Below are 23,821 nucleotides of genomic sequence, written 5' to 3' on the forward strand. Positions count from 1 at the left end.
ACTCGAAGCTTTATTTTCTTTCTTTGTGGTACGATGTACCTTAAAAAAGCCGATATCTTCATCATGGCGCTCAGCACCGCCGTGATCGTTGCCAATATTTACTACTGCCAGCCATTGATCATCTTGATTGCCCGGGAGTTTGGCCGGGCTGAAAGCGACGCCGGCCGGATCACCTATCTTACCCAGGCAGGCTACGCGACGGGTTTGCTGTTTCTCGTTCCCCTTGGCGATCGCGTAGAGAGAAAGCGCCAGATACTGTTTACGGCTGCCATGGCGGTGGTGGCGTTGCTGGCTGCGGCCGTTGCGCCAAGCTTTATGATGCTTTGTATCGCTTCGGTGGTTATCGGCTTTAGTTCGGTAGTTCCGCAGCTCATCCTGCCATTGTCGGCACATTTAGCCGAACCGGGCACCAGCGGCCGCGTGATCGGCACGGTAATGAGCGGTTTGCTGGTAGGTATCCTGCTTTCGAGGACCCTGAGCGGCGCCGTCGGGGCAGCTTTGGGCTGGCGTGCGATGTATTTTATAGCAGCGGGATTCTGCCTGGTGATCCTTATGGTGATCGCTAAAACATTCCCCGTAAGCAAGCCGTCGTTTAAAGGATCTTATGGCCAGCTGATGCAGTCGCTCTGGAATCTCGTCAACACACAACCGGTACTTCGCGAGGCCGCCATGATCAATGCGCTGGCGTTTGCGGTGTTCGGTTGTTTCTGGACCACCATGGTGTTGCTGCTCGCCGGTAATCCTTATCATTTTACGAGTGCTGCAATCGGCTTATTCGGCGTTGCAGGCGCTATCGGGGCATTGGCGGCGCCGGTGATCGGCCGCATCAGCGATAAAAAGAACCCGAGGACCGCCATCGGCTACGGCCTGGCGATGATGGCAACCGCTGTTGTGCTTTTGTATTCCGGCGAACTGCACCTGGCGATGGTGATCGTGGCCGTACTGATCCTAGATCTTGGGCAGCAAGGCATCCATGTATCCAACCAGGCAAGGATCTACGCACTGATCCCCGAAGCCCGTAATCGCCTGAACACGGTATTTATGACCTGCAGTTTTATTGGAACGGCATGCGGAAGCGCTGCCGGCCTTAAGCTCTGGGAATGGAAAGGTTGGACCGGGGTATGTATAGGAATGAGCGGCCTGGTGACGACTGCTTTTGCGGTTTATGGGATCACCTACCGCAAAACCCGCGTAGTGCTGAGAAGCGGGGAGCAATAAAAAGTAAACCAGATTTACCGTTTAGCTGTTAACTGGTAAACCTGGTCTACTTATGAGAAAATTACTTGTATTGTTCGTTCTTGCGGTTGCGGTGTTCCTGGCATGTAACGCCCAGAAGACCGTTGATCCAACCGGCAGGGGACCCATCCCCAAGGGGATCCGGGAGTCCCAGAAAGATACCTCCATTACAGGGGCTAAGCGGGATACGGCCGGTAAACAATAGCTCCTGCGAGCTTATTTTACGGCCGATTCTTTAATAAGTTCGATCCCGCCGAAAGGAGTCACTTTCAGGTACAGTTCTTTTTTGCCATCGGTGATGTCTACCCAGTAAGAACCGGTATCGTCTGTAGCGTTGGCAACATAAGGTCTTGAGATCACCTGGATCGCGTAGCTTACGGTGTAGCCTTCGTACTTTTTAGCGATCTCTGCTTTTGCTTTCGCAGGAACGACGTCGATAGAAACGAATTTGGTGGCACCGAGGTAATCGCCAAGCGGGGAATAGTAAGCGGAAATTTTATCGCCGTTCGACACAAAAGATGCCTTCTGGAACTGGGTGGTTAAAGTCCACACGACGTTGGTCGCATCGGAAAATTCTGCCGCGAACTGGTTCAACACGGTGTAGGAGATACTTTTGGAATCGTCGTCCGCTTTTACGTCAGTAGCAGCGTACGTGCTGGCGGTCATGGCCAGAAAGAGAGTTGCAATTAATAGCTTTTTCATAATGTATAAATTTAAATCCGCAACAAATATACATGTTGATTATAAATTTTGTAAGAAAAAATTATTTTTTATGAAAAAGTAATAATTTTTATGTCTCTATCTTATAAAATTCAAAAATGTACGCAATATCGGCGCCTATTTTGAGAAATCCTTAAATAAGGACTTAAAATCGGTACTTGGTGTAATAAGTACACTAGCGTGTTGGAGGTAAAAAACGCGTTAATTTTCTGTTAATGGCCGCTTTTCCCATAAGTAAACCGAGAAATACCCGGCGGCGGTAAAGACGCATACGCCCGCAGAAACCCACCAGAGCGCGTTAAACCCATAGTTGCTGATCAGGCGGCTGCCAAACACCGGCGAAAGTATCTGGGCAACGGACCAGGCAATGGTATACAATCCTGCGTATTCGCCCCGGTTATCGGTGGTGGTGCGCAGCAGCCAGTAGGTATTCATAAACGGGAGCGCCAGGATCTCGCCGAGGGTGATGGTAGCGATTACAAGGAGCGCCGATATGCCTGAGGCCGGCAACAAGTTAAACAGGGCAAATGCCGCACCGGTGAGCAGCACACCAAGCGCGACGTGAAACAAGGGCCGTTTCTGTTTCTCGAGCTGGTGTATGATCACCATTTCGACCGATACGATGAGGATCCCGTTAAACGCCATCAATATGCCGATAAATCGCTCGCTCATCAGCCATGCGGTTTTAAAGAACACGGGCTGTATGGTAAACATCTGGAAGAAACAGGCTGCATAGAGTATCGTGATACCTATAAAAAACAGGAACACCCCGTCCCGGTAAGGAGATTGTCGTACCGCGACGGCAGCATTGTGCCTGGCAGGAGCAACAGTTACCGCAGGCAGTAATTTGAGCAGCAGCAGCCCGGCCAGGATATTCGTACATCCATCCACCCAGAAGAGTAGCTGGTAATTAAAAGATGCCAGGAATCCGCCGGCTGCGCCTCCAAAAGCCCAGCCCAGGTTAATGGCGAGGCGGTTCAGGGAAAAAGACCGGGTGCGGTTATCGTCGGTGCTGTAGTATGCCGTCGCGGACGAATTGGCGGGCCTGAAAGACTCGTTGCACATGCTCAGTACAAACACCGCGACACAAAGCGGCGTGAACGTTTTAAGATAACCGGTGCAAATGAACAGCAATCCGCCGGTAAAAAGCGCTACCAGCTGCATGTTGTAAAAACCGAACCTGTCGGTGATCTTTCCTCCGCCGTAGGCACCGATAATGGAACCGCATCCGAATAAGGCCATGATGGTACCGGCTTGCTCGATAGAAAAATTGAGCTGACGCGTACAGTAGATAGTCATGAAAGGGACCACCATGGTGCCGCTGCGGTTGATCAGCATCACCAGCGCCAGGTACCAGTTACTGCGCGAAAGGCCGGTATAAGCCTGCTTATAGCTGTGAATAACCTGTGTGATCATGCGTTTATTTGCCGGCGGCGGCGATCTCTTTGAGTGCTTTAACCAGTTTATCGAGGTCGGCGAGGCTGGTGTATACATGCGGCGTTACCCGTACGGCTGATATATTTTCCCAAACGATGGCCGTGGTGTGGATCTTGTAGTTGGCGAACAGCGCGCCGTCCAGTTGCTGCGGTGTCATCCCATCGATGCTTACTCCGCAAATGGCACAGGAATACTGGCTTTTTAACGAAGTATGGATCTTTACTTTCGGTATCTTTACGGCTTGTTCCGCCCAGTAATTTTTCAGGTACCTGATGCGTTCTTCTTTTCGTTTGCTGCCAATGGCATTATGGAAATTAATGGCTTCGCCGATGCCCTGTTCGATGGGAAAGCTGCGGGTGCCTAACGTTTCGAACTTCCGGATGTCTTCGCTATGCGGTTCGCTGTTGCACATAAGCGGCCAGATGGAAGCGATCTTTTCCTTTTTGATCCACATCATGCCGCTGCCCACCGGGGCGGAGAGAAATTTATGCAGGCTCGTGCCGAAATAATCGCATTCCAGGTCGGGGATCTTAAAATCCAGCAGGCCGAAGGAGTGCGCGCCGTCTACGATTACCCCAACCCCTTTTTTATGCGCCATGCGGCAGATCTTTTGTACGGGCATGATCTGGCCTACCCAATTGATCACGTGCGTAACATGGATGATCCTGGTTTTAGGGGTAATGGCCTTTTCATAAGCCGCAACGATGGTATCATCGTTTTCTATGGGAAAATCGAAGCTGAGCTGGTTGTAGACGATACCATCGCGCATGGCCCGCTGGCGCCACGCCTGGACCATGTTGGGATAATCCTGTTTGGTGCCGATGACTTCATCGCCGGCTTTCAGGTTTAGTCCGTAGATGATGGTGTTAAGCGATTCGGTGGCGTTGCGATTAATGGCGATCTCGCCGGGGAGTGTTCCGGCAAGCAGGGCCAGCTGTTCGCGTAATGGTTCGCGGCCCTGGTCGAGCACCCGCCACATAAAATAGGAGGGGCCTTCGTTCGAAAGCTGGTTATACCTTTCTACCGCCTGCTGCACCACGAGCGGGGCCGGAGAAACGCCGCCGTTATTGAGAATGATGATATTCCGGTTTACCGGGTATGCCTGCCGGATAAAAAACCAGTAATCCTCATCGGCCGCCAGCTGCGCAGGCGTTAAATGCCCTACCCGTTCGTTGATTTTTTGCAGATCCGCCGCATGTGCCTGCTGGAACAAACTGTTAACGGAAAACGCCCCGGCAAGTGCTGCGGCATTTTTTACAAAGGAACGGCGGTTTAAAGTCATAGCTAAATAGTTGTTAAATATAAAAAAGGGAGGTCAAAAAATGATTTTTGTATGTTTAAAATAAACACCTATGTTTATCCTTAGAAATTAATAGCTAACCAATTTTCCAATTATGAGCAAAATATTTACCCGACTTGCGGTTATGATCGTGTTATTGATGCCAGCAGCAGCAGTGTTTGCGCAAAATACCCCGATCACGGGAACCGTTACCGACAAATCCACGAATGAGGCACTTGCAGGTGTGACCATCACGATCAAGGGAAAAAGTGGTGGCACTTCTACCAATGAAAACGGAAGATTCACCTTAAATACCAACGAGAAACTACCGTTTACGCTGGTAGTCTCTTATATCGGTTATAAACCTTATGAGCAGGAAGTAACGTCCGCATCAGCTTTAATGATCAGCCTGGAGGCCGGTACGGTACTCGGCCAGGAAGTGGTGGTAGCTGCTTCGAGAACGCCGGAGCGCATTCTCGAATCCCCCGTTTCCATTGAGCGGATGGGTGCGATAGCGGTACGTGAGTCTGCCGCGCCCTCGTTCTACGACGCGTTGCCCAACATGAAAGGCGTAGAGTCGAGCGTACAGAGCTTAACCTTCCGGTCCATAAACACCCGCGGATTTAACGCAAACGGAAACACCCGCTTTAACCAATTCGTAGACGGAATGGACAACCAGGCTCCCGGCCTGAACTTCTCGGTAGGAAATATCGTTGGCATCTCTGATCTCGACGTGGAAAATGCAGAATTGCTTCCGGGTGCGGCATCGGCCCTTTACGGCGCCGGCGGTACCAACGGCACGCTGATCATGAACTCTAAAAACCCCTTTAATTACCAGGGCCTGAGCCTTACTTATAAAGCAGGTGTAAACCACGTGAACGACGACCAGGCCGACCGCTCCGAGTACCGCGACTTTTCCATGCGTTACGCCAAAGCGTGGAACAACAAGTTCGCGTTTAAAGCGAACTTATCGTATATGACCGCAAATGACTGGGCTGCGTCTGATTATTCAAATTTCGACCGGTACACAGGCGCGGCAAAAACGGGCGACCGTAATTCTGATCCTACCTACGACGGGGTAAACGTATACGGTGATGAGCCAAATGCTGCGTTCCCGACGCTCCAGGCCGTGGCTACTGCCGTGCAGACCCAAACCCGCGCCGGAATCCTGGCGGCTACCGGGAATACGGTTGATATCGTTGCGCAGCTGAACGCCAGCCTTCCGGCGAACGCCACTCCTGCACAGATCGCCGGTTTTATCGGTGCCCTGCCGGCGGCTTTGCGTCCGAACGTTCAGAACATGATCCCTTTCTATTTCGGTTTGCGTAACAACGCGATCCCGGCGGTGGCGCCGACCCGTACCGGATACGAAGAGAAATACCTGGTGGACTATGATACCAAATCGATTAAAACCTCCGGTGCGCTGCATTATAAGGTGACCAGCAATACCGAGGCGATCTTCCAGGCGAACTGGGGTACCGGAACTTCGGTGTATACCGGTTCCGATCGTTATTCACTGCGTAACTTCAATATCGGCCAGTACAAGCTCGAGCTGAAGGGCAAAGACTTCTTCCTGCGCGGCTATACTACCCAGGAGCGTTCGGGCCAGGCTTATAACGCCACGCTACTGGGTACTTACATCAATCAAAATTCTGTACCCGCTACTACCTGGTTCCCTGAATATACCGGTGCTTTCGCCCAGGCAAAAATGGCCGGTGCCACCGATGCCCAGGCCCATGTTAGCGCCCGGCAATTTGCAGATCGTAACCGTCCGCTGCCAGGGTCCGCCCAGTTTGAGTCGTATAAGGCTGATATCGTGAGAAAAACCATCGGCCCTGCCGGAGGTGCTAAGTTCAACGATAAGTCGAACCTTTATCATTACGAGGGGATGTATAACTTCGATAATGCGCTTAACGGTGCCTTCGAGCTGCAGGTGGGCGCATCTCACCGCACTTACCAGCTGCGGTCTGACGGAACGATCTTCGACGACCTGAACCAGGAGCTGACCATTAAAGAATACGGCGCTTTTGCACAGGCCGGCAAGAAAATGTTCGCCGATAAGTTTAAACTAACAGGCGCCGTGAGGTATGATAAGAACGAGAACTTTGAAGGCCGGTTTACTCCAAGGATCTCCGGTGTATATACCGTGGCGCCAAACAATAACCTGCGTGTTTCTTACCAGACCGGTTACCGTAACCCGACCACGCAGAACCAGTACATCGACCTGCTGGTGGGCGGAAGCAGCGGCGTTCGCCTGATCGGCGGCCTTGGCTCTATGATCGATAAATACCAGCTGAATGCCAACAAAGGTTACACGCTGGCCAGTGTAAATAAATTTAAAACTACCGGTAACGCAGCGGATCTTCAGTTTTACACCTTCGGCGACTTCAAGCCTGAAAGCGTGCAATCTTACGAGATCGGTTACAAAGGCCTGATGAAAGAGAAACTGTTGGTAGACGCTTATTACTACTATAATTCCTACAAGGATTTTCTTTCTACCCTGATCCTGCTTCAGCCTGCAGGCGGTACCCCGGCCGGTCTCGCAACTGCCAGCACGTATTCAACGGTAGTAAATAACCCGGATGAAGTGTCTTCGCAGGGAGCTGCGCTGGGTCTTGATTACCTTGCAGGCGGCGGTTACAACATCACCGGAAATATCTCTTACAACGAGCTTAACGACAACAACAGCTCGTTGAACAGCGAGTTTAATACCCCGAAATACCGGTTTAATCTTGGCCTGGGAAACCGTACGCTAACCAAGAACCTTGGTTTTAACGTAGCTTACCGCTGGCAGGACGAATACCGCTGGTCCTCTACCTTCGCCGCCGGCCAGGTGGACGCGTTCGGTACCGTAGATGCGCAGGTGAGCTACAAGATCCCATTCTATAAAGCAGTAATGAAATTGGGAGGATCAAACATCCTGAACAAATATTACCGCACTTCCTATGGCAACCCTTCGGTCGGGGCGGTTTACTACCTGTCGTTTACCTTCGATCAATTTATGAGATAGGCTTTTTCAGCCGAAACCAGAAAGCCTAAAGTTAAAAGCTTCCTGCATAATGCCCGGCATTGCGCGACGCTTTTAGCTTTAGGCTTTCTGCTTTTAGCTTGGGACCAGCTTGGCGCTTTCAATATTATTTCCTTTATTTGAGCTTAAAGTATAAGCACTTGTTAATATATGGATGAGATCAACGACCCGTCGTCGCAGCCGCTGGATGAAGCACCGGAGCTGAGCCTGCAGCAATTTGAAGAAGAGGGTTTTCAGCATGTGAATAATCCGATCGTTGGCATGAAGCCAATTGTGAAGAAATATCTTACAGCGATTAAGGACTACGTACAAAAGGACAACAGCTTTTACTTTTCGGACGGCGAAGCAAGGGTGGAAGTAAGGGTGGTAAGCGATGAGATCATTCGCATCAGGCTGGCGCCGCACGGCGTATTCCTCGATGAATTTTCTTACGCCGTAGAAAAACCCGCACAACGCGTTACCGTGTTTTCTTTTAAGGAAGATGAAGACAACTACCGCGTGCTTACCAATACCGTAACCTGTGTGATCAGCAAAAAGGATTTCCTTATCTCTTTTGTAGACAACCACGAGTTCGTGGTGAGCCAGGATGCCTTTCCCATGCACTGGGAAGAAAATACCGAGTTTGGCGGTTATTACATTTACTGTACCAAGCAGGCGCGCGCCGATGAGAGCTTCTACGGTCTTGGTGATAAAACCACCGATTTTAACCTTCGCGGAAAGCGCCTGGTAAATTGGAATTCGGATACTTATTCCTTTGCCCGGCACCAGGACCCGCTGTATCGCACCATCCCTTTTTATCTCGGGATCACCAACAATACCAGCTACGGGATATTTTTTGATAATACCTTTAAATCGCAGTTCGACTTTGCACAGGAACAGCGCGATAAGACCAGTTTCTGGGCCGATGGCGGCGAGCTTCAATACTACTACATCCACGGCCCGCACATGATGGACGTGGTAAAACGCTATCATACCCTCACCGGGACACACCCGATGCCGCCATTGTGGGCACTCGGATTTCACCAATGCCGCTGGAGCTATTACCCGGAAAGTAAAGTAAAGAACATCGCAAAGAATTTCCGCGACCGCAAGATCCCCTGCGACGCCATCTATCTAGATATCGACTATATGGACGGCTATCGCTGCTTTACCTGGAACAAGAAATATTTCCCGGACCCGAAAAGAATGATCAAGGAGCTGGCCGACGACGGTTTCAAGCTGGTGGTGATCATCGACCCCGGTATTAAAGTAGACGACAATTATTGGGTATTTAAAGAAGGGAAAGAGAAGAAGTACTTCTGCCGCCGTTGCGACGATTACCTCATGGAAGGTTACGTATGGCCGGGCCGCTGCCAGTTCCCTGATTTTACGAATCCCGAAGTACGCGATTGGTGGGGTACGCTCTTCAAAGAACTTACAGACGTTGGCGTCGCCGGCGTTTGGAACGACATGAACGAGCCTGCCGTATTTGGCACCGGCACTTTCCCGGTGGATGTACGGCATGATTATGACGGTCATCACTGCTCGCACCGCAAAGGACACAACGTGTACGGCATGCAAATGGTGAGGGCTACCTACGAAGGATTAAAAAAGAACCAGAAAAATAAACGCCCGTTTACCATTACACGCGCCGGCTATTCGGGCGTGCAGCGGTACTCGTCTGTATGGACCGGCGACAATGTGGCCACCTGGGAGCATCTAAAGCTGGGCATCATCCAGTGTACCCGTTTATCGGTTTCCGGCATTCCTTTCTGCGGCACGGATATCGGCGGCTTTAGCGGCGAGCCCGACGGCGAGCTGTTTACACGCTGGATCCAGTTCGGCGTGTTCACTCCTTTTATGCGGGCGCATTCCGCAGGCGATACCAAGGAACGCGAGCCATGGAGCTTTGGCCCTGAACTGGAGGCCATTAATCGTAAGTTCATCGAGCTGCGCTACCGTTTGCTGCCTTATATTTACTCCACGTTCTGGGAGCACCACAAATATGGCTTTCCCATTCTTCGTCCCGTAATGATGGTGGAACAGGAGGAGACCAGCAACCACTACCGCGAAAACGAATTCACCTTTGGTGATAAGATACTGGTATGCCCGGTAACGGATTATGGCGCGCGGAAAAAAGTTGTTTACCTGTTAAAAGGCGATTGGTACAATTACTGGACCCATGAGCTCCTGCAGGGCGGCAGGGAGATAACCGTCGACGCGCCCTTGGACAGCATGCCGATCTTTGTGAAAGCGGGATCAGTGATCCCCGAATCGCCGCTGATGCAGTATGTGGGCGAAATAGATGTAGACGAGCTAATGTTCCAGATCTATTATTCCAGCTACGAGGTTAACTCGTTTTATTACGAGGACCATGGTGATACGTTCGCCTACGAGCAGGATATTTACCTGGAGAAGAAGTTCGTGGTAAACGGCGATGCCACTTCGATGACGATCCGTCAATCTATCGAAGGCCTGTTCACTCCCCGTTACGAAACTTACGACCTGAAACTGATCTGCCTGCCGTTCAACCCTTCCAGGGTGATCATAGACGGCAAAGATTATACCGGCAGCCTGGAGGTAGACAACCTGCAAAGGGTGAGGATTAAAACCAGCAAGAACTTTAGGTATATACAGGTATTGGCTTAGGAAAGGATCATATAGGTTTAAGGTGGGACGTTTGATGTTTGAGGTTAGCTTCGCTTTATAAATGAGCGATAAGCGCATGCAACCTCAAACATCAAATTTCTTCAAGCCGGACCAAGATTCTCAAGATTATTACCAACCATCGGCCTTTTCCCCTGTTAAACAGGTATCTTTATTCACCAATTAAGAACCTGTTAATCATTCATCATCTCTATAATTATGGCTAAAAGAACCGTTGCGGACCAGGAAGGTCAGTCGCCGAAACCTGCGCGCATACCCAGGAAAACTAAAGCCGTTGACACGGGCGAAACCTCTCCTGCGACCGGCCAGGGTAGTTTTGTGGCAATGAAAAATGTAGAGGTTTTTAGCCTGCTTACGGATTTTGATGTCAGTCTCTTCCAGGCAGGCAAACATTTTAAGCTTTATGAGAAGATGGGTTCACATGTACTGCAGCACCTGGGCGTTACCGGTACTTATTTTGCGGTTTGGGCGCCCAATGCACGGCAGGTTTCGGTAACCGGCAATTTTAACGGCTGGAACCGCGATTCACACCAGTTATTTGTACGCTGGGATTCGTCGGGAATATGGGAAGGCTTTATACCCCATACCGGTAACGGCGAGATCTATAAATATTTTATCCGCGCGAACTCCGGAGAGGAGCTCGAAAAAAGCGATCCCTTCGCCTTGCGGTGGGAAGAGGCGCCAAAAACCGCTTCCATTATCTGGGATACCTGGTACGAGTGGAAGGACAGGAGCTGGATGACCGCCCGTGCGGAGAAGAATGCGCTGAATAAGCCGTTTTCGGTATACGAGGTGCATTTTGGTTCGTGGGCCAAGAGCCCCGAATCGCCCGACCAGTTTCTTAGCTACCGTTCAATGGCGGGTAAGCTGGTACCTTACGTAAAGGAAATGGGTTTTACACATGTGGAATTTATGCCGCTCGCCGAGCATCCTTATTACCCCTCCTGGGGATACCAGATAACCGGCTATTTTGCGGCGACTTCCCGGTACGGCACTCCCCAGGACCTGATGTACCTGGTGGAGCTTTTCCATGAGAACGGGATCGGCGTGATTATGGATTGGGTACCCTCACACTTCCCTGGAGACGCGCATGGGCTTCACCGGTTTGACGGGACTCATTTATACGAACACGAGGATCCGCGCAAGGGCTTTCATCCCGACTGGAAATCGCACATATTTAATTACGGCAGAAACGAGGTGCGGTCCTTCCTCATCAGTAACGCGATCTTCTGGCTCGACCGGTATCACATCGACGGGCTACGGGTAGATGCGGTGGCCTCTATGTTATACCTCGATTATTCGCGGAAAGCCGGGGAATGGATCCCCAATGAACATGGCGGCCGCGAAAACCTGGAGGCCATCAGCTTCCTTGAGGATTTCAACAAAGCGGTATATGGTACTTTCCCTGACGTGCAAACCATTGCCGAGGAATCTACCGCCTGGGGTGGCGTAAGTAAACCGGTTCATCTTGGCGGGTTGGGTTTCGGCATGAAATGGATGATGGGCTGGATGAACGATACCCTGAGCTATTTCCAGCAGGATCCCGTTTACCGGAAATATCATCACAGGCAGATCACGTTCAGTACGATCTACGCGTTTACGGAGAATTTTATGCTGCCCTTCTCGCATGATGAAGTGGTGCACGGCAAGAAGTCGCTGCTATATAAGATGCCCGGGAATGATTGGGAACGTTTTGCTAACCTTCGGCTCCTGTTCCTCTATATGTTTACACATCCGGGTACCAAGCTGTTGTTTATGGGTGATGAGTTCGGCCAAAGCAGCGAATGGGCCTTTTCGCGCTCGCTCGATTGGCACCTGCTTGAATATGCCCCGCACCTGGGGATACAATCGCTGGTAAAACAGTTAAATGCCCTTTATAAACAGGAACCGGCTTTATACGAGAAAAGTTTCACCCCTGATGGTTTCGCCTGGATAGACGGCGGCGATGCAGCGAACTCGATCCTGGTATATGCCCGCAAAGGTGACCACCAGCATGATGAAGTAGTGGTAGCGCTGAATATGACCCCGGTGTCAAGAACCGGCTTCAGGATCGGTGTGCCCGGACCGGGAGAATGGCAGGTGATTTTTAATTCTGACGACCGGCAATTCGATGGCAGCGGTGTTTACATACAACCCGCCTTAAGCGCCGACAATATCGCATGGATGAACCAACCTTGCTCGGTATCCATGGGTTTGCCGCCGCTGGGAGGAATAATATTAAAAAGGAAAAGCCAGGAATAGATTAAAGTGTAGCAAGGAATTTTGAAATATTTCTTTATAATTATCTAAATTTCTTATTATTTCGTTTTAATTTCTTTGTTATTTATATTTGAATATGAAGAATGAAGAAGTCGAAAAATATGAAGAGGACCACGACCAGGTTCCTTATCTATACGGTGAACCGCCGTTACACGAACTGAATGAGCCGGCTCCCGATTATTTATCCAGGAGTTACACGATGGAGGAATATTTCGGGCTGGAAGGATCTTCGGAAGAGAAACACGAGTTTTTCCGCGGAGAGGTATTTGTGATGCAGCCCCCCAGGCTCACACATAACCTGATCGTGATGAACGTTTCTGCGCTGTTAATGCAAAAGTTAGCGGGAAAAGGATGCCGGCCGCACAACAGCAACCAGCGGTTGCACATCCCGGCGAATACGCTTTGCACTTATCCTGACATCTCCGTGGTATGCGGTAAAGTCCAAACCTTGAATAATGACGAATGGAACCTCCTGAACCCGACCGTGATCTTTGAAGTGCTGTCGCATTCCACCCGTAATTATGACCGCGTAAGGAAGTTTATCCTGTACCAGTCCATACCGACGCTGCGTGAATATGTGTTGATAGATTCGGAAGCGATCGCCACCGAAGTATACCAGGTTAACGGTAACGGGAATTGGGGGATGCTAAGATGTAACGAGCCGGATAAATGGATCTACCTGGAATCCATCAGGGTGCGGTTGTCATTAAAAAAGATCTATGAAGGTACAAAGCTGGTTACTTAGCACTATATCTCCGGTAACCACTGGCGATCCGCTCCATCGTTGTATCCGGCCGTTTTTGGCAGGTGGAAGGCCGGGCGGATTATGGCAGATCATAAACAAAAAACCCCGCCGTCCGGGCAGGGTTCTTTTTGTTTCGATCTCCTATAATTTCCCGATATGCTGAACCAGGTCGATGATCTTGTTGGAGTAACCCCATTCGTTGTCATACCACGATACCACTTTTACAAAGTTATCATTGAGGGCGATACCGGCTTTGGCATCGAAGATGGAAGTACGTGCATCCCCGAGGAAATCGGTGGATACCACTTCATCTTCCGTATAGCCTAAGATACCGGCCAGGTCGCCTTCTGAGGCTTCTTTCATCGCTGCTTTCACCTGCTCGTAAGTAGCTGGTTTTTCCAGCCGCACGGTTAAATCTACTACTGAAACGTCGGCGGTAGGAACGCGGAACGACATACCCGTAAGCTTTCCTTTTAATTCAGGGAGTACCAGGCCAACCGCTTTAGCGGCGCCGGTAGAAGAAGGGATGATGTTCTGGTATGCCCCACGGCCACCACGCCAGTCTTTTGCAGACGGGCCGTCAACAGTTTTCTGTGTGGCAGTTACCGCGTGGATGGTGCTCATCAATCCTTCCACGATCCCGAATTTATCATTCAGTACTTTTGCGATCGGCGCAAGACAATTAGTGGTACATGACGCGTTCGAAACGATGTTCTGATCGGCAGTGAGCTTGGTGTGGTTTACACCCATCACGAAGGTAGGGGTATCGTCTTTCGCGGGAGCTGACATAACTACTTTTTTGGCGCCCGCCTGGAGGTGTTTTCCGGCAGTATCCTGGGTAAGGAATAACCCCGTTGATTCGATAACTACTTCGGCGCCTACCTCGTCCCATTTCAGGTTTGCGGGGTCTTTCTCCGCGGTAACGCGAATGGTTTTGCCGTTTACTACGAGGTTTCCGCCGCTTACTTCAACGCTACCTTTAAACTGACCGTGTGTAGAATCATATTTCAGCATATACGCCATATAATCCGGCTCTACAAGGTCGTTGATCCCAACGATCTCGATATCATTACGTTCGCTTGCGGCTCTGAATGCCAGGCGGCCGATGCGGCCAAATCCATTAATTCCTATTTTCATGATTATTTATTGATTTTTATTTGTGTAATATGTTAATACGTTAAAAATGGGCGCTTTAACAACCGAGGCAATTTCCAGGCCGTAATTGCCGGCCACTTCCCGCAACCAGGGTTCGAAGGCAAAGGCGATGGTGCCGGCAAAATGTAATGGCGCTCCCGGGTTCGTTTCAGTGATCGGCGTCACATAGTTCTTAAAGTAGAGGTCGAAACCTTCCTTTACCGTTTCTTTGACATAAGTGTCGTTTGCATTTTCTGCGAAGAACTCTGAAAACGACGTAAGGAACAATACCGGCTGCGGCTGCCTGTACACCTTGTCCAGGATCTGTTTGCGCTCGAGCCCGAATTTCTTGTTGAACTTATTCAATAGCGGCTCGGGGAGCGTATGGTTCAGGAAGCTTTTGAGCAGCCTTCGGCCGAGCCAGTTAGCCGAGCCTTCGTCGCTTAAGATGTATCCCAGTCCGTTGTTGTTCTCTTTTACTGATCGCCCGTTATAATAAGCAACGTTCGAACCGCTGCCGATAATGCCTACCACCCCTTCATGATCGCCGCAGGTAGCCAAAGCGGCCGCTTTCAGGTCGTGCTCGACTGAGATCTTACCATACCTGAAAAAATTACTGAACGACGTGGCAATGATCTTTTTCCTGTCGGGAGACGAAGCGCCTGCACCAAAGAAATAGATCTTTTTGATGCGCTCGGCATAAGTAACCAGCTCGTTGGTTTTATTCAGCAACTGGGTGATGAAGCGCTCGTCGTTGAAAAAGGGGTTGATACCGAGCGTTTTAAACTCGGCGATAATCGAGCCCTTATCTGCCAGCTTCCAGTTTGCATATCTCGAACCGCTGTAAACTACTGCAATCATTTATATGGTAAGGATCGTTGACATTTCCATCAGGTCCTCTTCAAGTTTAAAAGAATTATTGTTAATCGATTCAACCAGGTCCGTCAGCTTTACCCGGTTGCCCCTGATCCCGACCATTTTACGGGTTTCGCCCGCTTCCAGCGCCTTTACCGCTGCATACCCGAGACGGCTTGCCAGCACACGGTCGAAACTGGTCGGGCTGCCGCCGCGCTGCAAGTGGCCTAAGATAGTTACTTTGATGTCGTAAAACTGAAACTTTTCTTTTACCAATTTCGCTACATGGTAGGCGCCGCCATTTTTATCGCCTTCGGCAATGATCACGATGCTGGAGCTTTTATTGCTATCGGCGCCTTTCTCCAGTTTCTGGATCAGGTCTTCTATCCCGGTGTCTTTTTCGGGAAGGAGGATCGCCTCGGCGCCTCCCGCAGTACCCGCCCAAAGTGCGATACAGCCGGAGTCTCGTCCCATTACTTCGATAAAAAACAACCGGTCATGCGAGGCGGCTGTGTCCCTGATCTTATCGATAGCCTCGATCACCGTATTATTGGCGGTATCGTAACCCAGGGTGAAGTCAGAACCGTACAGGTCGTTGTCAATGGTCCCCGGAACACAGATCACCGGGATGTCGAACTCCCGCGAGAGCAGCTCGGCGCCGGTAAACGTACCATCACCGCCGATAGCTACCAACGCATCAATGCCTTCTTTTTTTAGATTCTTATATGCTTTCTGCCGGCCTTCATAGGTGCGGAACTCGTCGCAACGGGCGGTTTTAAGGATGGTACCTCCAAGCTGGATAATGTTGCAAACCGAGTGGGAATCCATATTTACGAACTTCCTGTCGACCATCCCCTGGTAACCTTGTTTAATCCCCACTACCTCTTTACCCAAATAAATGCCCGTCCGGACCACAGCCCTGATGCAGGCATTCATCCCGGGAGCGTCGCCCCCAGAGGTAAGTACCCCGATTTTCTTTATGGCTTTCACGATTGGTTAAGGTTTGAAAATAAATACGAATATAGTGTGTATTTATTACACTAAGGTAAATTTCGCAATAATTTTTTACACTAATAGTAATCACCTATATTTAAGGTCTTTTAAGGTCTTAATTAAACAGGCGTGCAGGAAATAGTCCCTAAGTTCGAATCGATTTTTACCGTTGACTGTGTGGTTTTTGGCTTTGATGAAGGTGAGCTCAAGGTGTTGCTGATCGAGCGTAATGAAGAAGATTATACGGGCTGGTGGGCATTACCCGGTTATTACGTACAGCAGGATGAAGGACTTGACCCGGCCGCTGAACGTATCCTGTACGAGCTTACCGGCCTGCGAGATATTTACATGGAGCAGTTTTATGCGTTCGGCGATGTCGATCGTCACCCGCAGGGCCGGGTAATCACGGTAGCCTATTTTGCCATGATCCGGTTAAACCCGCTCAAGGAACTGAAACCGGTGATCAACTACGCCAGGAAAGCTTTCTGGCACCCGATAAACGACCTGCCCAAGCTTGCCTTTGACCATACCCAGATCTTCGAGAAGAGCCTCGAGAAAATTCGCCGCAAGATCAGCTACCAGCCCATTGCCTTTGAATTGTTACCCGAAAAATTCACCCTTACCCAGCTACAGCATCTCTACGAGCTGATCCTGAACAAAAAGCTCGATAAACGGAACTTTCGTAAAAAGATGCTTAATTATGGCATCCTGAAAGAGCTGGATGAAAAACAGCGCGGAGTATCCTATCGCGCCGCAACCTTATATAAGTTCGACAGGCGGAAGTATGCAAGGCTGTTTCAGAAGGAGTTATCGTTTAGTAAGTAGCAATCGCGTTGTGGGAACAGGATCCGGTTGTGGGGGCAGGGTCCGGTAGAGAATGGGAAAATGGGGAATAGAAAATAGAAAATAGAAAATAGAAAATGGAGAATAGAGAATAGGCGTGTCGTCCATTCTCTATTCTCCATTCTCCATTCTCTTCTATTACGATTATGTTTACAAGATTCTACTTATCTTCGAGGTGGAACTTCACCAGGTTATCTATCGGGGATCTCAGTAATTGTCCCATTTCCATTCCCCATTCGGCCGCTACTTCCTCAATTACGTTACGGAAATTGTAAGCAACAGATCCTACGCAGTTAAACGTATAGTTTTTATAATCAGGGTAATGGCTCACCAGGTTGCGGAAGAAATCGTCGAACGATGTTTTAACCAGGTTGCGGGTGTATTCTATGTTCACGTTATTGTCATAAACAAACTTGGCGAAGCTTGCGCAGAAGCGGCTCACCATCGGTTTGGTGTACACGGCGTCTTCGATCTCTTCCGGCGTTAAGCCGAAGGTGTCCCAGAAACTCTGGCGAACGGCTTCGGGCATGTAGCCGCGAAGGTAGTCGATCAGCAATTTTTTACCGATGTGGCAGCCGCTGCCTTCGTCGCCCAATATATAAGCACCCGAATTGATCTGGTGCGTAATATCGTCGCCGTCATACAGGCAGCTGTTTGTGCCGGTGCCCAGGATGGCCGCAAAACCTTTCTCTTTTCCGAGGAGCGCACGTGCGGCAGCCAGTAAGTCGTGGCCCACGAAAACTTTTGCGCCGGGAAATACTGCCTTGATCGCTCTTTCGAGAATGCTGGCCTTTTCGTCACTATGTACACCTGCGCCATAGTAATTGACCTCGGTGATCTTGTCAAACTCCAGGTCTTCCGGCAGGCCTTTTTGAAGGGAGCCGATAATATATTCTTCGTCGACGAAAAAAGGATTGTATCCTTCAGTATTGAAATAGATTTTTTTGCCTTCGTCATTGATCAGGCACCAGTTCGTTTTTGTAGAACCACCGTCAGCGATTATGATCATATTTTGTTTTCAGTTTGCCTGCTAATGTATAAAAAATGACTGGTGTATAAATAACACGATGTAATTTTCTTGCGGGCACCGAAAATAGCTAAATTTGGCCATAAACGATTTTACATGATAGTTGATCTGCGAAGCGATACCGTAACCCGGCCCACGGCGGGCATGAAAGAAGCCATGATGAACGCCCCGGTGGGCGACGATGTATTTGGTGAAGATGAGTCGGTAAATGCCCTCGAGGAAAAGGCCGCCGCACTTTTCGGAATGGAAGCCGGCATTTTTTGTCCTTCGGGCACGATGACCAACCAGATCGCTATTAAGTGCTTCACCCGGCCAATGGATGAGGTGATCGCCGACGAAACCGCCCATGTTTACCGGTACGAAGGAGGGGGCATCGCCTTTAACTCGGCCGCCTCGGTGAGGCTGTTGTATGGCGATCGGGGTCGCCTGAACCCGGAACTGATCGAGCCGGCCATTAACCCGGATAATATACACCACCCGCGAACTAGCCTGGTGGTGCTCGAAAACACCGTGAACCGGGGCGGCGGCAGCTGCTATACCGTTGGCCAGATAGAACCGGTTTATCATTTATGCCGGTTAAAAAAGCTGAAGCTGCATCTCGATGGCGCCAGGGTCTTTAATGCGCTGGTAGAAACCGGCGACGATCCGAAGAATTACGGAAGGATGTTCGACGGTATTTCCGTTTGCCTCTCTAAAGGGCTCGGCGCACCGGTAGGCTCCGTGCTGCTGGGAAGCCTCGAAACGATCTACCAGGCGCGGCGCATCCGGAAAGTGCTGGGCGGCGGCATGCGGCAGGCGGGTTTCCTGGCCGCGGCAGGGATCTATGCCCTCGATCACCACGTTCAGCGCTTAAAAGAAGACCATCAGCATGCCCGCGCGATCGGGATTGCATTAGCCGAACTCCCCTTTGTAATACGCGTGCTCCCGGTCGATACCAATATCATCATCTTTGAGCTGGATCCGAAACACCAGGCGGATGAATTCGTGCTGCGACTAAAGCACGCGGGTATTTTATGCAATACTTTTGGCGAACAGATGATCAGGTTTGTAACTCACCTGGATGTTACCGGCGAAATGGTCGATTATACCATCGGGGCGCTACGTAAAATGAGGTAACCTTCAGGCGTGCATCAGCGAAGGCTGGTGATAGTATTCGTTGGTGAGCTGCTCCAGTATTTTATCCAGTTGTTCGGGCTCCAGGTTGCGGGTGATCACTTCGCCATCGGTATCCATAAGCACATTGGCCGGCAGTGCACGGATGCCGAACTCCCCGGCGGCCTGGTTGCTCCAGTAGCGCAGGTCGCTTAGCTGTACCCAGTCTGCGCCGTCTTCATCTATGGCCTGCAGCCATTGCGAGCGTTCCGTGTCCAGCGCAATGCTGATGATCTCGAAGTTCTTATCCCTGAAACGCTGTTGTAAATGTTTGAAGAACGGTACGTCCTCCCGGCTGATCTTACACCAGCTGGCCCAAAAATGCAGCAGGATATATTTTCCTTTAAATGACGAAAGCCTCACGGGGCTGGTAGTTCTATCGAATTGTATAATGTCGGATCGCATGGGGTTCAGTTATCGGTTATCAGCTATCAGCTATCAGCTATCAGCTTTTTACCAAATTACCTGCCTTTCATGAAATCCCCATGAAATTTTAAACGTGGCACAATAAATCAATGATTTTTTCCGCTACTTTGTACCTGTTAAATCATAATTATCTATATGCTAAAATTAAAACACCTGCTATGTGTGGGGATGGGCCTGGGGCTTAGTTCCATAGCAGCGGCACAGAAAGTGGAGTTCACGGAGTACGACCTGCCAAACGGGTTGCATGTTGTTTTGCACCAGGACCGTTCTGCGCCGGTAGTCGCGGTCTCGGTAATGTACCACGTGGGTTCGAAAAACGAAGTAGTGGGACGTACCGGTTTTGCACATTTCTTCGAGCACCTGTTATTCGAGGGTTCCGAAAATATCAAAAGAGGCGAGTTTATGAAGCTCGTTTCAAGTAATGGCGGGCAAAATAACGCGAACACGTCGCAAGACCGGACATTTTATTATGAAGTATTTCCGTCTAACCAATTGAAACTTGGTTTATGGTTGGAAAGTGAGCGGATGTATCACCCTGTAATTAACGAAGTGGGCGTAAAAACCCAAAATGAAGTAGTGAAGGAAGAGAAACGCCTGCGTGTGGATAATTCGCCATACGGCCGGTTTGCCGACAAGATCTTTAGCAACCTGTTTTCAAAACACCCTTACACCTGGCAGCCCATTGGGTCGATGGCCGACCTCGATGCCGCCAAGCTGGAAGAATTCAGGGCTTTCTTCAAGAAATATTATGTGCCTAACAATGCTGTGCTGTCTATCGCCGGCGACATCGACATCGCACAAACGAAAGATTGGGTGAGCTCCTATTTCAGCGTGATCCCCAAAGGAGAACCGGTACTGTATAAAAAGATCGAAGAAGCGCCCATCACCAAGGCGATCGTTGACACCATGTACGATGCCAATATCCAGATCCCGGCGATATTTGCTGCCTACCGGGTACCCGGCATGACCGGTAAAGACGCTACCGTGATGGAAATGATATCCTCCATTTTATCGGGCGGATCGAGCTCAAAACTTTACCGAAAAATGGTCGATGAAAAGAAAAATGCGCTCCAGGTGGCCGCGTTTAATTATACCCTGGAAGATTACGGAGCCTACATTACCCTTGCCCTTCCTAACAACAATACGCCGTTGAATACCTTATTAAAAGACATCGACGACGAGATCGTGAACCTGCAGACGAAGCTCATCAGCGAAGACGATTATAAAAAGATCCAGAACCAGTTTGAGAATAACTTTGTATCGGCCAATTCAAAAATGCTGGGCGTGGCCGAGAACCTGGCTTCCGGTTATACATTCTTTAATAAGAATACGAACCATGTAAATACGGAACTGGACGAAATAAGAAAAGTGACGCGTGAAGATATCCAGGCAGCGGCACAAAAATACCTTCAGCCAAACAGCAGGGTGGTATTATACTACTTACCGGCAAAAGCCGCTAAATAATGAAATCGAACTACGTTAATCGCAAAATAATGAAACTTGCATGGGCTGCTGCTCACTACGGCAATCTTAGCGCATACATGCTTCGTAACTCTTAAAACAATTATTCCGATGAAAAAACACATCATATTGACCGCCTTGTTCCTGGCATCTATTGCTGCCAGCGCACAGGTTGGGATCGACCGGTCGAAAAAACCATCTGCCGGCCCGGCCCCGGTGATCACTATTAAGGACCCGGTAATTTTTACGCTGCCCAATGGAGTCACCGTATTAGTGGTAGAAGACCATAAGCTGCCTAAGGTAGACGCCTCGCTTTTTATCGATATGGGCCCGGTTACCGAAGGAAGCAAGGCCGGCCTGGTATCGCTCATGGGCAGTATGCTTAATGAAGGCACTAAAGACATGACCAAGGCGCAGTTTGACGAAGCGGTGGATCGCATCGGCGCCAATGTTTACCTCGGCTTTAGCGGCTCCGGCGCTTCGGCTTTAACGCGTTACTTCCCGCAGGCATTTGAATTGATGGCCAAGGGCGTAAAAACGCCGGCATTCCCGCAAGAATCATTTGATAAAATAAAGTCGCAAACCTTAACCGGGATGAAGGCTGATGAGAAAAATGTAAAGGCGGTTTCTACAAGGCTGGTTAACGCACTTTCCTATGGCAAAACGCACCCTAACGGCGAATTTGCGACCGAAAAGTCGATTTCTGCGCTTACGCTGGCCGATGTAAAGGCATCGTATGCGAAATATATTACACCGTCCCGGGCGTATCTGACGTTTGTAGGCGACATTACTCCCGACCAGGCAAAGAAATTAAGCCAGTCCTTCTTTGCCGATTGGAAAGGCGCGCCCCTCAAGCTGGAAGTGCTCGCACCGGTGGCTAACCCCTTAAAAACGGAGATCAACGTAGTTGATATGCCAAATGCCGTGCAGTCTGAGATCACCGTGGTTAACCTGGTGGACCTTAAAATGAATAACCCGGATTATTTCCCGCTGCTGCTGGCTAACCAGATCCTGGGCGGCGGTGCCAGCGCAAGGTTATTTATGAATCTCAGGGAAAAACATGGCTTTACCTATGGCGCTTATTCCAGTGTGGGCGCAGGCCGTTTCCAGAGCCGGTTTTCTGCTTCTGCAGCGGTGAGAACAGCCAAAACAGATAGCGCGGTGAACGAGTTCCTGAACGAAATAGCCCGCCTTCGCGACACCGAGGTAGCTGATGATGAGCTCACAGACGCGAAAGCGCTGTACAACGGCTCTTTCGCCCTGGGCATGGAGAACACGGAACGCACCGCAACTTATGCGCGCAATATTCTGCTGAACGGACTTCCAAAGGATTTTTACCGTACCTACCTCCAGAAATTAAATGCAGTCACCAAGGCTGATATAAAGCGCGTTGCCCAGAAGTACTTTAACTATGCCAACACACGCGTGGTGGTGGTGGGTAATAGCGACCAGATACTGGAATCGTTAAAGAAACTGAAGTACCCTGTAAAACAATATGATACCTATGCAAACGCAGTAGTTAAATCAACAGCGCCGGTTACGGTGAAGGCCGCAGATGTGCTTAACGCCTATCTTACTGCCATAGGAGGGACTGCCGAGCTCGCGAAAGTAAAAACACTAAGCATGCTGGCGGGCATGGAAATGCAGGGAATGGCAATCGACGTGACCAGCAAGGGGATGACGCCCAACAAAGAGTTGATGACCATGTCGATGGGTGGAAATGTAATGATGAAAACCGTTTTCGACGGAACCTCGGGATACCAGCTGCAAATGGGCCAGAAAAAACAAATGACTGTCGAAGAGATCAAAGAGAAAAATGCCATCACCGGCCTGTTTGAACAGGTAGACTATGTAAAAAATCCTGCTTTTAAAGCAGAAGTCAAGGGTATCGAAAAAGTAGCGGGCGCTGACGCTTATAAATTGGTAATTACTTATCCCTCGGGAAAAGTGAAGACGGAATATTATAATACTACGACCAAACTGCTTGTTAAACGCGATGAGGTTGATGCCGCAACAGGCGTTAATACCACCTCCGAATTTAGCAACTATAAGAAAATCGGTACGATCCTGTATCCTTACGACGTTACGTTGACGGTGAGCGCCGGCGGACAATCGCAGGTACTGCCAATTAAGGCAAAGGAAGTTAAATTGAATGAAGGCGTAACCGCCGAAGACTTTAAATAACCTACCATGAAGCTAATGGCTATCGGCCGATAGCCATTAGCTTCTATATTTCCGGGCTAGATCACGCCATCGGGGCCGGATATTTCCTCATCCGTGCGTACTTCGTCATCTTCGGCAATGTCCTCGTCTTCCGACAGGAGAAAATCTTCCTCTTCTTCGTTATCCGCTTCATCCGTTTTCTTTATGTTCGGATCGGGGGCGTTATTGTCTTCCACGGAAGTGGGATCATCATCCTGCGGGTCTTCGTCGCCAGCCCCTGGACCGGTGAGTGTTTCGTTATCCGGATCAGGCGTTTCGGCAAACGGGATCAGGTGCTGGTAAGAGATGGCTGATGTGTTGCTGTGTAGGTTCATGGAGGCCTTTTAAAGAGAACCATCGGCAGGCGAAACGGTTTTC

General features: G+C 49.8%; 19 protein-coding genes. 10 read left to right on the forward strand and 9 right to left on the reverse strand.

Translation table 11 applies throughout. From position 1 onward, the window contains the following. Window positions 1–33: 33 nt before the first annotated feature. On the forward strand, window positions 34–1,218 hold the full coding sequence (locus GS398_RS12870) for an MFS transporter (RefSeq protein ID WP_237488184.1): 1,185 nt from the start codon (window positions 34–36) through the stop codon (window positions 1,216–1,218). Window positions 1,219–1,270: 52 nt separating this feature from the next. Next, complete coding sequence (locus GS398_RS12875) at window positions 1,271–1,441, forward strand: hypothetical protein (RefSeq protein ID WP_160907217.1); 171 nt, start codon at window positions 1,271–1,273, stop codon at window positions 1,439–1,441. Window positions 1,442–1,452: 11 nt separating this feature from the next. Here the strand turns inward: GS398_RS12875 and GS398_RS12880 are convergent, their stop codons facing one another. The 3 genes from GS398_RS12880 to GS398_RS12890 all read right to left on the reverse strand — a co-directional run bounded on the left by GS398_RS12880 (window position 1,453) and on the right by GS398_RS12890 (window position 4,675). Beyond that, window positions 1,453–1,938 (reverse strand): hypothetical protein, encoded by a 486-nt coding sequence (locus GS398_RS12880; RefSeq protein ID WP_160907218.1) that lies wholly within the window; start codon window positions 1,936–1,938, stop codon window positions 1,453–1,455. Between the two features lie 219 nt (window positions 1,939–2,157). Further along, on the reverse strand, window positions 2,158–3,372 hold the full coding sequence (locus GS398_RS12885) for an MFS transporter (RefSeq protein ID WP_160907219.1): 1,215 nt from the start codon (window positions 3,370–3,372) through the stop codon (window positions 2,158–2,160). 4 nt (window positions 3,373–3,376) lie between these two features. Then, window positions 3,377–4,675, reverse strand: coding sequence for an aminotransferase class V-fold PLP-dependent enzyme (locus GS398_RS12890; RefSeq protein WP_160907220.1), 1,299 nt, complete (start codon window positions 4,673–4,675; stop codon window positions 3,377–3,379). Between the two features lie 112 nt (window positions 4,676–4,787). Between GS398_RS12890 and GS398_RS12895 the strand changes: the two genes are divergently transcribed. From GS398_RS12895 to GS398_RS12910, 4 genes are all read left to right on the forward strand, one after another. Further along, window positions 4,788–7,682: a TonB-dependent receptor gene (locus GS398_RS12895; protein ID WP_160907221.1), complete on the forward strand. Its 2,895-nt coding sequence runs from the start codon at window positions 4,788–4,790 to the stop codon at window positions 7,680–7,682. A 168-nt stretch (window positions 7,683–7,850) separates the two neighbouring features. Next, window positions 7,851–10,328 (forward strand): glycoside hydrolase family 31 protein, encoded by a 2,478-nt coding sequence (locus tag GS398_RS12900; protein WP_160907222.1) that lies wholly within the window; start codon window positions 7,851–7,853, stop codon window positions 10,326–10,328. Window positions 10,329–10,670: 342 nt separating this feature from the next. Next, window positions 10,671–12,587, forward strand: coding sequence for a 1,4-alpha-glucan branching protein GlgB (gene glgB / locus GS398_RS12905; RefSeq protein ID WP_202406096.1), 1,917 nt, complete (start codon window positions 10,671–10,673; stop codon window positions 12,585–12,587). 94 nt (window positions 12,588–12,681) lie between these two features. After that, a complete protein-coding gene (locus GS398_RS12910) occupies window positions 12,682–13,350 on the forward strand; it encodes a Uma2 family endonuclease (RefSeq protein ID WP_160907224.1) in 669 nt (222 codons plus the stop codon). A gap of 141 nt (window positions 13,351–13,491) precedes the next feature. Here GS398_RS12910 and gap read toward each other — a convergent pair whose 3' ends face one another. Genes gap through pfkA form a run of 3 tightly spaced genes read right to left on the reverse strand, consistent with a single transcriptional unit; the run spans window position 13,492 to window position 16,329 of the window. After that, window positions 13,492–14,487 (reverse strand): type I glyceraldehyde-3-phosphate dehydrogenase, encoded by a 996-nt coding sequence (gene gap, locus GS398_RS12915; protein WP_160907225.1) that lies wholly within the window; start codon window positions 14,485–14,487, stop codon window positions 13,492–13,494. A 6-nt stretch (window positions 14,488–14,493) separates the two neighbouring features. Beyond that, window positions 14,494–15,345 carry a hypothetical protein gene (locus tag GS398_RS12920; RefSeq protein ID WP_160907226.1) on the reverse strand — a complete coding sequence of 284 codons (852 nt, stop codon included), beginning with the start codon at window positions 15,343–15,345 and terminating at the stop codon, window positions 14,494–14,496. After that, a complete protein-coding gene (gene pfkA / locus GS398_RS12925; RefSeq protein WP_369410260.1) occupies window positions 15,346–16,329 on the reverse strand; it encodes a 6-phosphofructokinase in 984 nt (327 codons plus the stop codon). A 132-nt stretch (window positions 16,330–16,461) separates the two neighbouring features. Here pfkA and GS398_RS12930 point away from each other — a divergent pair, with 132 nt between their 5' ends. Further along, window positions 16,462–17,157 carry an NUDIX hydrolase gene (locus GS398_RS12930; protein WP_160907227.1) on the forward strand — a complete coding sequence of 232 codons (696 nt, stop codon included), beginning with the start codon at window positions 16,462–16,464 and terminating at the stop codon, window positions 17,155–17,157. A gap of 178 nt (window positions 17,158–17,335) precedes the next feature. Here the strand turns inward: GS398_RS12930 and GS398_RS12935 are convergent, their stop codons facing one another. Further along, a complete protein-coding gene (locus GS398_RS12935) occupies window positions 17,336–18,184 on the reverse strand; it encodes an N-acetylglucosamine kinase (RefSeq protein WP_160907228.1) in 849 nt (282 codons plus the stop codon). Window positions 18,185–18,298: 114 nt separating this feature from the next. Between GS398_RS12935 and GS398_RS12940 the strand changes: the two genes are divergently transcribed. Continuing rightward, complete coding sequence (locus GS398_RS12940) at window positions 18,299–19,318, forward strand: threonine aldolase family protein (RefSeq protein ID WP_160907229.1); 1,020 nt, start codon at window positions 18,299–18,301, stop codon at window positions 19,316–19,318. Between the two features lie 3 nt (window positions 19,319–19,321). Here the strand turns inward: GS398_RS12940 and GS398_RS12945 are convergent, their stop codons facing one another. Then, the gene (locus GS398_RS12945; protein ID WP_160907230.1) at window positions 19,322–19,759 is read right to left on the reverse strand and encodes a TlpA family protein disulfide reductase; all 438 of its coding nucleotides are present in this window, start codon (window positions 19,757–19,759) and stop codon (window positions 19,322–19,324) included. A 156-nt stretch (window positions 19,760–19,915) separates the two neighbouring features. Between GS398_RS12945 and GS398_RS12950 the strand changes: the two genes are divergently transcribed. After that, window positions 19,916–21,244, forward strand: a complete 1,329-nt coding sequence (locus GS398_RS12950; RefSeq protein WP_160907231.1) for a M16 family metallopeptidase — start codon at window positions 19,916–19,918, stop codon at window positions 21,242–21,244. A 108-nt stretch (window positions 21,245–21,352) separates the two neighbouring features. Further along, the gene (locus tag GS398_RS12955; RefSeq protein ID WP_160907232.1) at window positions 21,353–23,425 is read left to right on the forward strand and encodes a M16 family metallopeptidase; all 2,073 of its coding nucleotides are present in this window, start codon (window positions 21,353–21,355) and stop codon (window positions 23,423–23,425) included. A 56-nt stretch (window positions 23,426–23,481) separates the two neighbouring features. Here GS398_RS12955 and GS398_RS12960 read toward each other — a convergent pair whose 3' ends face one another. Beyond that, on the reverse strand, window positions 23,482–23,778 hold the full coding sequence (locus GS398_RS12960) for a hypothetical protein (RefSeq protein ID WP_160907233.1): 297 nt from the start codon (window positions 23,776–23,778) through the stop codon (window positions 23,482–23,484). Between the last annotated feature and the right edge of the window lie 43 nt (window positions 23,779–23,821).

Origin of the sequence: Hufsiella ginkgonis (assembly GCF_009834915.1) — a bacterium.
In the GTDB taxonomy this organism is placed as follows: Bacteria; Bacteroidota; Bacteroidia; order Sphingobacteriales; family Sphingobacteriaceae; genus Hufsiella; species Hufsiella ginkgonis.